Raw genomic sequence first — 11,820 nt, 5'->3', positions numbered from 1 at the left:
GTGAAATCTGTGTTTAAAAATTATTGGTCTCTCTTACTCTTACTTTTTGTATCCAATGCGCTATTGGCACAGGATGATTTTGACCATTTTAAAAAGGAACTGGATCAAACCCTTGCCAATGAATCTTTGTATTTAAGCCAAAAAAACAGTACGATTAATTCGATCAAAAGTAAACTTCGTAGAACTACCTCAAATGAAACTCGCTATTCCCTTTACGAAAAATTATACCAAGAGTACAAATCCTACCAGTCCGATTCTGCCTTAGTATATGCCAAACGAAGTTTGCAAATTGCTTACAAAAACCGAAATCAAACGCAGGTAAGTAAAGCCCAATTCAACCTAGCTTCTATTTTAGGAACGCTCGGCATGTACAATCAAGCTTTAGAAATTCTAACCGTAATGGAACCTCAACTCCCATCTGAATTGAAAGGAGAATTGTATTGGACCAAAAGAGTCATTTACGGAGGACTTTCGGGCTATGCCAATGATGATGAGGAAAAAAACAAATACAACCAACTTGGAGACCGTTATAGAGACAAAGCAATAACTAATTTGCCCAAAAATTCAACCGAATTAGTTGTCGCCTTATCTGGGCAATTTTTATCACAAAAAAAACACAATCAAGCCATTGAATTGTTACTACCCTATTTTGAAAAAACTCCCAAAACCGACCCTAATCGAGCCGTGATTGCCTATTTAATATCTGAGAATTATAAAGCAACTGAAAATAAGGAACAAGAGAAAAAATGGTTAGCTATTTCTGCTATTTCCGATTTGGAATTGGTTAAAAAAGAAAATATTTCCCTGAGAGAGCTCGCTTTTATTTTATATGAAGAGGGCGATATTGAATCGGCTTATGAGTACATTAAACGTTCGTTGGACGATGCTGTTTTCTGTAATTCTAAATTAAGAACCTACGAAATTTCGAAGATGTTGCCCATCATTAACGAAACGTATGAGGCCAAAAACAAGTCGGCAAAATCCCAATTGATTGTGTTTTTAATCAGCGCGAGTGTATTATCCTTGTTTCTTTTAGGAGTTTTGATTTTGCTTTTCAAGCAAATGAAAAAATTGGCGAAAGCCCAAAAAAATGTAGAATTGGCCAACAACCAACTCTCGGTATTGAATCAGCAATTACAAGGTTTTAACGACAAACTGAATCAAACCAATTTGGAATTAGCCGAAACGAGTTTGCTCAAAGAGATTTATATTGGGCGGTACATGGATCAATGTTCTATCTATATAGGAAAAATGGAGGAATATAGTCAGCGACTAAAGGTAATGGCGACCGCAGGAAAAGTCAATGACTTAGTAAGTACTGTGAAATCAAAAGCGTTTATTGACAAAGAATTAAAAGAATTTTACGCACAATTTGATGCTACTTTTATACAGCTTTTTCCAACATTTGTAGAAGAATTCAAAGCATTATTAACCGAGCCTGAAAGTATTCAAATTAAAAAAGGAGAATTGCTAAATCCAGAGTTACGCATTTTTGCACTTATTCGTCTTGGTATCAAAGACAGTGCAAAAATCGCCGATTTCTTACGCTACTCCGCCTCTACTATTTACAACTATCGTTCTCAAATCAAGAATAAGGCCACTGGGCCTAGAGAGGAGTTTGAAACTAAAGTACGAGAAATTGGAAGTTCTCATACTACTTAAAATTAATATTAACTCTTATGATTTATTCCTTCAAAATTCATTTTAGTTTTTTATCTTTTTGAAAAAAAATTCGAAACTCAACAGGAGTTTTTCCTTCTTGTTTTCGAAAGTATTTGATAAAATTAGTTGGTTCATCAAAACCCAATTCAAAACCAATTTCTTTGATTGAATAGTTCGTGTGAGCTAACATTCTTTTAGCTTCTAAAATAATTCGTTCATCAATTAATTCCTTTGCCGTTTTGCCTAAAACAGCTGTCAAGGCTTTATTTAGTTTTCTTTCAGAAATTGACATTACACTAGCATAGCCAGACACTGTCTTTATTGATCTAAACTTGTTTTCTAATGTGTTTCTAAACTCAATTGTTTTGTCTAAATCTATTCCTTTTTCTATTTGATTGAAGCCATTTTTTCTTCTTTCCCTCTCGGATAAGAGCAATAAATTGTGGAGCAAATTGTGTAAGATATGATACTGAACCTCATCATTACTCTTAGATAGTTCTATTTCAATATCCTGAAAGACAGAAATTATAGATGAATTCCCTTCTATGTTAAGAACCGGTTCTTCTAATAAATCATTAAACAGAATATTGTTTCTTAAATATTTGATGTCTTCAGGATATTTGTCAAAAAAAGCTTCAGTAAATAACAAAAATTTTCCGTCGTAATCTGCTGTTGAATCAAGGGTTTGAATTCTATTTTTATTAACAAATAAAAGCGAATTTTCTCTTATTTGAATGGGTTTAAAATCTATTAAATGGGTTGCCGAACCTTTTTGATACCAAAATATATTGTAATAATTATCTCTGTGGGGGAGTACAATATTATTACGATGCTTAGCAACAGTGTCAGCTATAGAAATTATTTCTATCTCATTAGACAATCCTTTTCTAAACGATATACTTTTTATTTGACTCGTCATGAGTACAAATATATACTATCTATTATTCTTTTATTATCCTAAGAATAATTTATTACAAGTTAGTTAGAGTTATTAAATTTATAGAAATAGTAAATTGAAATTTAAATAGAATTACACCCAAGGGATTAATTTGTAATCTATCGAATTGAAATTGGTATTTGGAGATGCTCCCATTTGATGACTAAATGGTTTTTATTTAATACAAACATTAGCGCTTCTTCAAAATCAGATGAGATAACTGGATTTACAGCTACTTCAATTACATCTTTTTCTGGATTATGAGTTGTTTCTCCTGATCTTTCAATACCCCATTGGCCTGTTTGTGAGCTAATGATTATCTTCCATTCTTTTTCACCTGGTATAGTATATAAAGTATATTTTCCCGCAACTAATTTTTTCCCTTCAACCATCAAATCTTTATCTGTTTCGATTTGTGTAGCCTCATTGGCACCTGTTCTCCAAATTTTATTATATGGGACTAACTCTCCCCAAATTTTTCGACCCTTAACGGAAGGGCTTCCATAAGTAATGGTAACATTTGTCTCATTTATTTTGCCAGTTACCACCATTTTGGGGCTTTGTCTAACACGTGATTTAGCATTTAAATTCAAAATTCCGAAAAAGGCAATTACTATTGTAAATAATACCGTTTTAATTGATTGATTTTTTATTTCCATTTGATTATAAAAAGATTAAAATGATTGTTAGAACAATTCCTGCTAATGTAAAATAAATTCCTTTTTTAAAAATAGTTGTTTTTGGTAAAAACATCCAAAAAGATGAAATCACAAAAAATAATAGTGAAAGCCCAAAAAACACATTTAAAAAAAACAATGGATTATGACTATCTGCTTTGTGTATTCTTGTAAGTTTCTCAATTAGAAGAGGAAATTCTATCGACTTATATTTTGCTAAACCTTTAGATTTACTATATGTTCCTTGTTTAAAAACTATTAAGTCTCCTTCTTCTTTTTCAACTTTAAAATCCCTTATTCGTAATTCTTTCCCTAAATTTTCCGCTTTTAAATTCGGTTTTATTTGTTTCTCTATTTGTTTTTCGCTTTTCAGAAAATCGGAATCTCTAAATATTAATGCTATTCCACTTATGGAGTATACTGCCATTATACCTGCTAAAAAAAATCCCAAGTATCTATGATAAATTCTCATTTTACTATTCATAACTATTTGTTTTTTAAATTTTTAAATAATCCAACCCCTATTTTTGAAGCTTCAGAACCAGCTATTGGATGTAAAAAATTCTTGCTTTCTTGGTTATAATCTAACTCAACTGGCTGATCTATTAGCTTGGTATTATTAAACTTTAACAAGATTGGTTCTATATCTTTAAAATTTAATTGAGGACCTCCACCTGTTCCGGTAATTTTTTTATTCCCTGCAAATAAACTATTGTTGACTTGGTAAAGAATTGGTTCTGATTTTTTAATTTCTACTGCTCCTAATTCTTGCTGACCTTGATCGCGATCTAACTGACTAATCCAAGCATATTGACTATTGGCAATTACATTGTTTTCAAAAACAAAATCATTTGCAATAGCAGATGTCCAAACTCCACAACCATATCCTCCATAAATTAAGGTATTTCGCATTACATGACCTGTACTTTTTCTAGACCAATACACAATTGCTTGTTTTAAATTGTAAAAAATACAATGATCGACTACAATCCCCGTTCCATTAGCGATGATGCCTAAATGATTTGGACTATTAACCTCGTCTCCCGCAAACAGACATTGGGTAATTTCTAAATCATCAAGAGCAGGATTAGTTCGAGTTATTGGATATACCCTTATAATTTTTCCCTTTTCAGGATGTTCAACAACGGGCGCACCTAAAATTTTCAGTCCTTGTAGGGTAACATGGCTCATTTCTATTTTAATCCCATACATACCCCCTCCAAAAGGATCTTTTACTCCCATCCAATCATCTGACAAAGGCATTGTGTGGATAAATGTAGGCATACTTCCTGTATTCCAATCTGGATCGTCTGGAAGAACTTCGGCACGAATCGTTAAACGAGCTGTTTTTGTAAAACTTCTTTTAGTTGGAAGGAATTTGGCAGATTCATTTACTGCATAAACTCCTGAAGACAAATAAATTGTTATAGCGTCATTCCCTTCGTTAGAATTAACCAACTTAGATGCTCCTGCTAATGATTTCAAAGGCAATTCTTTAGTTCCTGAATTTGAATCATTCCCTATAGCAGGGTTTACATATATTGAAATAGTATTTTGAGCTGATGATAAAATACTAATAGTAATTAAAAATAAATAAGTAAAAAATTTAGTTTGTAATCTCATTGTGTCAATTGTTAGTTGTTAAAATCGCAACAAAATTGCTGCAATAGAAAACAAAAACAATGATACAATTCTACAATTCAATGATACTTTTTACCCTTTGTGAAAAAATCTATAATCCCGTTGACTGTCCGATACATTTGTTTTATAAACTTTTGCCATTTTACTTTACTACTTTTTAATTTGCCCCTAATACATTTCTATCTTGCCAAACAAAATTAGAAACTCGTTTAGAAATGAACCACTGATTTCCTTTCTTAACAAAATCATCATTGTAGTATATCCCAAAAGTTGTTTTTATTTTTTGTTGGTTTTCATTTCCAATTAAAGTAACTAAACAATATGAAATCGCATGAGCAGTAGCACCATCAAATCTAATAGTTTGTTGCCCGTTAATATGATAAACAACATCAAATAGATTAAGGAAAGAGGCAAAAGCATCACCAATTTGTTTTCTTCCAGTTAATATTGTTGTTGGTTGGCCTTGGATTTTGGATTCTACAATGGCATCTTCGGTGAAAAGTAATGTTTGTTTTTGAGTTTCTTTTTGGTCTGCTAAAATAGAAAATGTGTCAACAATGTTTTTTATTGCCATTCTATCTTCCATTTCAGAACTAAATTGATTCGTGTTTTTCATTGTTTGCGTTTGTGAATAAGATGTTGTGTACACTAAGAATAATAGAAAAAGCGGAAGTAGGTTTTTTTTCATTTGATTTAGATTTTAATTTATTGACAAAATTAATTGTCGAAACACAATATAGGATAACACAAAATACTGATGTTTATACCAATTTTACTGAATTGACTGACTTCAAGATAATTAGTCTAAGAAAAACAATATTTTTGTACTCGTAAATCAAGAATAATGAACGAAATAGGAGTAATAAAAACCATTCATGATTATAATTCTATTATTGGACTAGAGACAACACATCCTCTGATTAGTTTTGTTGATTTTTCAAAAATCGAAGCTACCTCTAACAAAGAAGTTAAATCATTAAGTTTTGGGTTTTATTCTGTTTTTTTTAAAGAAGGGAAAAATTGTACGCTAAAGTACGGGCGAAATAACTATGATTACCAAGAGGGTTCTTTAATTTTTATAGCGCCAAATCAAGTTGTTAGTATAGAAGATGATGGTGCTAATTACAAACCAGACGGATTTGCACTATTATTTCATCCCGATCTTTTACTTCGAACATCCCTTATGCAAGGTATAAAAGAGTTCACTTTTTTCTCTTATAATGTTACTGAAGCACTCCATCTTTCAGAAAAAGAGAAAGAAATTGTGATGGATAGTTTTAGAAAAATTGATTATGAAATTGCGCATTCCATTGACAAACAAAGTAAGCAACTTATTGTGGCTAATATTGAATTGTTTCTGAAGTATTGCTTACGTTTTTATGACCGTCAATTCCTAACTCGTGATACTATTAGTAACAGAATAGTAGAAAAATTAAACCATTTACTTCGTGATTATTTAGAAGGTAATAAGCCACAAACCATAGGTACTCCGTCTGTGGCATATTGTGCAAGTCGGCTAAATTTATCTCCCAATTATTTCGGAGACCTGATTAAAAAAGAAACTGGAAAATCAGCACAAGAGTTTATTCACACCATCATTATTGAAAAAGCAAAAGAAAAAATAATTGACTTCGATAAATCAATAAGTCAAATTTCTAACGAGTTAGGATTCAAATATCCACATCACTTTACAAGACTTTTCAAACAAAAAGTTGGTATTACACCTTATGAATTTCGTTCGAAAAATTAAACAATCGTTTTCTTTACAATCCCGTTGACTGCTCCATGGCATCCGTATAGCGATTACCAATAATTTTAATTTGAGAAGATGCTTTTTCAATCGCTGTCAATTCATCTGAACTCAACTCAATAGATACCGCACCATTATTTTCCATTAATCGGTTAATTTTTGTAGTACCTGGAATAGGAACAATCCAAGGTTTTTGCGCCAAAACCCAAGCCAAAGCGATTTGAGCAGGTGTAGCATTTTTATCCTTGGCTACTGCCTGTAATAAATCAATCAAAGCTTGATTAGCTTGTATGGCTTCAGGTGTAAAACGAGGCAATACATTTCGAATGTCGTCTGCGCCAAAACTAGCTTTTTCGTTAATGGCACCAGTTAAAAATCCTTTCCCAAGCGGACTATAGGCTACTAAACCTATTCCTAATTCTTCAATAGTAGGAATAATTTCTTTTTCATGTTGGCGAGTCCATAACGAATATTCGCTTTGCAAAGCCGAAACTTTTTGAATACTATGTGCTTTTCGGATCGTATTAGCTCCCGCTTCAGACAAACCAAAATGCTTCACCTTACCCTCTTGGATCAAGTCTTTTACAGCTCCAGCCACTTCCTCAATGGGTACATTAGGATCTACCCGATGTTGATAGAACAAATCTAAAGCATCCACCTTTAATCGTGTAAGAGAGGCTTCAGCTACTTTTTTAATATTCTCAGGTCGGCTATCAATTCCCACATGCTTCATCAATTGAGGATCTATTTTAAATCCGAATTTAGTGGCAATAGTCACTTGTCCTTTGAATGGTGCCAAAGCTTCGCCAAGTAATTCTTCATTGGTAAATGGACCGTACACCTCGGCGGTATCAAAAAATGTAATTCCCTGCTCTACTGCTGCACGAATTACTTGAATCATTTCATTTTTATCTTTGGCTGGGCCATAACCAAAACTCATTCCCATACAACCCAATCCTAAAGCAGAAACTTCAAGACCACTTGTTCCTAATTGTCGTGTTTTCATCTTATCTTATTATTTAATAATCTATTTATCTAAAATAGTGGCTTTAATAGCTAGTGCTTTCCATGGAGAAGCGCCATCTTTTCTTGTAAAGACCTCGATATAATCCAAATGCAAATCCGCTTTGTTACCAGAAACAGTCACGGCAAATCTCCCTTTTCCAGTTACTACTGCTGTGTTTTCCGTTACTTTGGCTTTATTTTCTTCTACATTGATACTATTGTGAATAAAAGCGCCACTTTGTAACCGTTTGATATAATCCTTTTTAAACTGATTCATTCCATTAGAACTGAATACTACAAATTGTTCATGGAAAATAGTATCCAAAGCAGTAAAATTATTTTCTACTTCCCACTTAAATATATCAGCAGATAATTGAAGTACTTCTTTTTCAGAAGTAGTTTGTGAAAATGACTGTAATCCGGTCAAAAGTAAAACAGCAATAAGACACTTTTTTATCATAATTATGGTTTTTGATTGATTAATTTATTGTTACCAGCCTGAAGTAGTATGCAGATTCACTAACTTCCAATGGTTATTTTTATTTGTATAGACTTCGGTATAGACTAAATGATAAACACTACCTCCGTTGACTGTAAATTTCGCTTTCCCTACTAAAACCGCAGTGTTTCCATAGACTTTAGCAGATACTTCTTTAGGCTCTATTGTATTGTAAACAAAACTCTTACAACGCAGTTGCGAAATCCACTCTTTTTTAGTTGTAATGTGACCGGTGATATGAACAAAGACCAATTCATCATCAAATAGATTTTCAACTAAATCTATTTTACCTTCTGTTTTCCAACGGAATTTTTCTAGAGAGAAATCTATTATTTCTTGTTCGGTAGGATTTTGTGAGATGATAATCATGGTTTAATTTATAGATGATTCAAAATCACTCTTTTCTATATTTCAAAGGTGATGTCCCTAGTTGTTTTTTAAAAAAACTATTAAAATGTGTTGGCTCTTGAAATCCTAAAGCAAAGCCTATCTCGGCAACGTTCCAATGGCTGTGTTTGAGCAAAATTTTAGCCTCTTGAACGGTACGTTCTGCTATAAGTTGGGAAGTTGTTTTATGAGTTACCTCTTTCACTGCTCGATTCAAATGATTGACATGAATATTCAATTGGCCTGCAAAATCAGAAGCGGTACGGAATTGCATTCTTTGATGTGCATCATCAATTGGAAATTGACGTTCTAATAATTCTAAAAACAAGGCAGCTATTCGTTGCGAGGCATTCCAATTTTTGTTTTCCAAACTCGCTGACGATTCCGTTTTCATAGCAAAATGCAACAATTCAAAAACCAAATTACGCAACACATCGTATTTGTAAACGTAATCAGAATTGATTTCATCCAACATTCTTTGATAAATAGGCTCTATTAGTGCCACTTGTTCATCCGTCAATTCAAAAATATGCGTGCCATTGGGTTGAAATACCGAATATTGATTGAGGTTTCCAAATTGATGAAAAAAGTGCGTATTGAAAATACAAAAATATCCGGATCTATACTCTTCTAAATGTTCCCATTTGTAAGGAATCTGAGGATTAGAAAAACACAATGCCTGCTTTTTCACCTCCACCACTTGATCTGCAAAATAGACTTTACTATTTCCTTTGGCTAAACTAATTTTATAGAAATCACGTCGTTTATACGGAATAGGCTGGGCTTTTTCTCCTACAAAAGGTTCCAAAGGAAATACATTGAAATGCCCCATTTCATTTTTGAAATTATCCGGCATCCAATCGAATTTATTCTTGTAAAAATCAGCTAAAGATTCTGGTTTTTCCATATCGAATCCCTTGTATTAAAACCAATTAATAGTTGTACACTAAAGATACATTCCAAACAAAATCATCACCAGGTATCTCTGATTTAATAATTTTATTCATAATTGATGAAACGGCAAAAGGACAGTTTTTTGTAGTTAGTGTTAGTACAGAAGAAGCATAGTAACCCTCTCTACTGTCCATTTTTAAATAATAGGCTTGTGGTTGCCATTTCAAAAACGAACTTTCACTCAACTTAATATTTGAAATTGCCGTATTTAATTTAATAAAGTGGCTATTGGTTGTGGTTCCCGGATCAACGCCATGAGAATACAAATAGTATAAGCCTACGCTAAAGTTTTTGGAAAGTATAACATTAGGCACAAATTCTGCTGCTGCATAACGATATACATTCATAACTGTTTTTGAATCACCATTCAAGGCCAATACATTTTCTTCCTTAAACGAAAAAGCAGGATGCGCTCCAATCGTAAATTTGAATTTTTTATCATTTACTACCTTGTACCTTCCCCAAAAGATAAATGTCCAGGGCTTTCCTTGCATTGAAAATCGCAATTGAGGATCAAAACTCCATCGTTTTGAACCCATAGAAAAGTCAAAAATAGCCGCTGGTTTACCCAATGACAGATTAGGGAATGTAGATATCCCATTATTAGTAGCGGTAATTGCGCCTGAAAAAGTTCTGATTTTAGCGGTCTCTTGTGAAAAAACAGCGGTGGTAAAAAGAATCCCTACCACACTCAAAACAAAATGCTTTCTTAATTGTATAATTTGTGACATAAAACAAATAACTTGAATTTAATTTAAATTACAAAAATCCTTATTTTATGGGAATAAAAAAAATACAAATCAAAGAAATTATTATACAAATCAAACAATGTTGTTATTTTTGACAATAAAAAATAATACTTAATTTTTCATTTTTATGACAATGACTCCGCTAGACCCTCGCGAACCATAAATCGATGCGTCTGCATCTTTGAGTACTGTAATGCTTTTTACCTCACTAGGCACTATATAATCAATACTTGATACTACAGAACCATCAACTATAAATAGTGGCTCCGAATTATTTTTAATCGAATTAATCCCTCGAATAATAATAGTATTATCTGGTTGAACCACAACTCCGGCAATTTTTCCGCGAATCATATCATATATTGTTCTGTAGGTAATTGTGTTTTTATCTTTTTCAAGACTTAAAGATTGAGGATTACTAGCTCCTTTTTCATTTTTGGACTTATCGGTTTCCAAATACACAAAATCCATCTTAGTTTCCTTGTTGTAGGTACTACTTAGCCATCCGTATTTTTTAGAATGCACTTTGATGATTTTGACTTGTTCAGGTACAGTCAAACTAAACTCTCCGTCTTTATTAGTAACTACATTAGAATCAATAGTATCCAAATATATAGAAGCATTTGTTACTGGTTTCTTTTTATAATTCAATACTTTTCCTGAAAGTATGGTTTGGGCGTTAGCAAAACTAAACACTAAGAAGAAGAATACTATTTTATAGAACGATTTCATATTTGGTTTATTTAAATTAATAGCACTCTAAATGTACTGATTTTTTAAACATGTATTAAAAAAAGACCATCAATATGATGGTCTTTTTTTTATCTTGTTTGTACTACTAATCCGAGTCCGATTTGATTTCCAATTTGTGGATATACTAAGGCGGTAGTCTTTTTAGATTTCCCTAGATTGAAAGATTGAAAAGGATGCCAATACGATACCAATAATCCAACTGCAGTTCCTATTCCGGCTCCGGTCAATACATCTGAAGCGAAGTGTTTATTGTTTGCTATTCGCAACACGCCTGTAGCTGTTGCAAATAAAAATCCACTACTGGCATACCACAAATTACTGTCTTTATATTCATAAAACAATAAAGATGCATTAGTAAAAGCAGTGGCAGTATGTCCCGAAGGATAACTTAAATTATTAGAGCCATCTGGTCTTTCTTCTTTAAACGAATGTTTCATCACAGTAACCACCGTTCCCATAATAGCATTGGCCACTGCTATATTAATCGTTTGATGTACAAAATCATTTTTAGGCTTAAATCCTAAATATTTCCCCGCATAAATTTGAGCCACTGGAACCAACTGAATATAATTATCAACTGAAGTATGAAAATCAGTACCAAATTCTTTTCGAATATCCGATTGAATGTTTTGATTGGCTTGTGTGTTTAATAATAATGCCCCACTAGTTACTAAAACTGCCGGAACAACAAACTGCTTTAAGGCTATTTTATCGTGTTGCTTAGCTGTTGATAGGGTATCTATTACTTGTGCATTCCCTTTAAATACTAGCAATAATAGTACTAAGGCGGTTACTTTATTCATCAT

At 32.7% G+C, this 11,820-nt stretch carries 14 protein-coding genes; 2 read left to right on the top strand and 12 right to left on the bottom strand.

Translation table 11 applies throughout. The annotated features are described in order from the left end of the window. Positions 1 to 9: 9 nt before the first annotated feature. Positions 10 to 1,662, top strand: coding sequence for a DUF6377 domain-containing protein (locus RMR09_RS10120; RefSeq protein ID WP_310595681.1), 1,653 nt, complete (start codon positions 10 to 12; stop codon positions 1,660 to 1,662). 37 nt (positions 1,663 to 1,699) lie between these two features. On the opposite strand, the gene RMR09_RS10115 is transcribed toward RMR09_RS10120, so the two are convergent. The 5 genes from RMR09_RS10115 to RMR09_RS10095 all read right to left on the bottom strand — a co-directional run bounded on the left by RMR09_RS10115 (position 1,700) and on the right by RMR09_RS10095 (position 5,605). Next, positions 1,700 to 2,581, bottom strand: a complete 882-nt coding sequence (locus RMR09_RS10115; protein ID WP_310595680.1) for a helix-turn-helix domain-containing protein — start codon at positions 2,579 to 2,581, stop codon at positions 1,700 to 1,702. 137 nt (positions 2,582 to 2,718) lie between these two features. Continuing rightward, positions 2,719 to 3,258 (bottom strand): DUF2911 domain-containing protein, encoded by a 540-nt coding sequence (locus tag RMR09_RS10110; protein ID WP_310595679.1) that lies wholly within the window; start codon positions 3,256 to 3,258, stop codon positions 2,719 to 2,721. A 4-nt stretch (positions 3,259 to 3,262) separates the two neighbouring features. Beyond that, positions 3,263 to 3,760: a hypothetical protein gene (locus tag RMR09_RS10105; RefSeq protein WP_310595678.1), complete on the bottom strand. Its 498-nt coding sequence runs from the start codon at positions 3,758 to 3,760 to the stop codon at positions 3,263 to 3,265. A gap of 2 nt (positions 3,761 to 3,762) precedes the next feature. After that, a complete protein-coding gene (locus RMR09_RS10100; protein ID WP_310595677.1) occupies positions 3,763 to 4,899 on the bottom strand; it encodes a right-handed parallel beta-helix repeat-containing protein in 1,137 nt (378 codons plus the stop codon). A 175-nt stretch (positions 4,900 to 5,074) separates the two neighbouring features. Then, positions 5,075 to 5,605, bottom strand: coding sequence for a nuclear transport factor 2 family protein (locus tag RMR09_RS10095; protein WP_310595676.1), 531 nt, complete (start codon positions 5,603 to 5,605; stop codon positions 5,075 to 5,077). Positions 5,606 to 5,761: 156 nt separating this feature from the next. On the opposite strand from RMR09_RS10095, the gene RMR09_RS10090 reads away from it, so the two are divergent. Beyond that, the gene (locus RMR09_RS10090; RefSeq protein ID WP_310595675.1) at positions 5,762 to 6,667 is read left to right on the top strand and encodes a helix-turn-helix transcriptional regulator; all 906 of its coding nucleotides are present in this window, start codon (positions 5,762 to 5,764) and stop codon (positions 6,665 to 6,667) included. A gap of 13 nt (positions 6,668 to 6,680) precedes the next feature. On the opposite strand, the gene RMR09_RS10085 is transcribed toward RMR09_RS10090, so the two are convergent. The 7 genes from RMR09_RS10085 to RMR09_RS10055 form a co-directional block, all read right to left on the bottom strand. Further along, positions 6,681 to 7,673 (bottom strand): aldo/keto reductase, encoded by a 993-nt coding sequence (locus tag RMR09_RS10085; RefSeq protein ID WP_310595674.1) that lies wholly within the window; start codon positions 7,671 to 7,673, stop codon positions 6,681 to 6,683. A gap of 21 nt (positions 7,674 to 7,694) precedes the next feature. Further along, entirely contained in the window at positions 7,695 to 8,132 is a 438-nt protein-coding gene (locus tag RMR09_RS10080; protein ID WP_310595673.1) for a nuclear transport factor 2 family protein, read from the bottom strand. A gap of 30 nt (positions 8,133 to 8,162) precedes the next feature. After that, positions 8,163 to 8,540 (bottom strand): nuclear transport factor 2 family protein, encoded by a 378-nt coding sequence (locus RMR09_RS10075; RefSeq protein WP_310595672.1) that lies wholly within the window; start codon positions 8,538 to 8,540, stop codon positions 8,163 to 8,165. A gap of 25 nt (positions 8,541 to 8,565) precedes the next feature. Beyond that, positions 8,566 to 9,465 (bottom strand): helix-turn-helix transcriptional regulator, encoded by a 900-nt coding sequence (locus RMR09_RS10070; RefSeq protein WP_310595671.1) that lies wholly within the window; start codon positions 9,463 to 9,465, stop codon positions 8,566 to 8,568. 25 nt (positions 9,466 to 9,490) lie between these two features. Beyond that, positions 9,491 to 10,243 (bottom strand): hypothetical protein, encoded by a 753-nt coding sequence (locus RMR09_RS10065; protein WP_310595670.1) that lies wholly within the window; start codon positions 10,241 to 10,243, stop codon positions 9,491 to 9,493. Positions 10,244 to 10,372: 129 nt separating this feature from the next. Next, positions 10,373 to 10,993: a TonB-dependent receptor plug domain-containing protein gene (locus tag RMR09_RS10060; protein ID WP_310595669.1), complete on the bottom strand. Its 621-nt coding sequence runs from the start codon at positions 10,991 to 10,993 to the stop codon at positions 10,373 to 10,375. An 89-nt stretch (positions 10,994 to 11,082) separates the two neighbouring features. Then, a complete protein-coding gene (locus RMR09_RS10055; RefSeq protein WP_310595668.1) occupies positions 11,083 to 11,820 on the bottom strand; it encodes a phosphatase PAP2 family protein in 738 nt (245 codons plus the stop codon).

Source organism: Flavobacterium sp., assembly GCF_031537875.1.
Classification (GTDB): Bacteria; Bacteroidota; Bacteroidia; order Flavobacteriales; family Flavobacteriaceae; genus Flavobacterium.
Note: the sequence above shows the minus strand (reverse complement) of the source record. Positions and strands in the feature narration are given on the sequence as shown.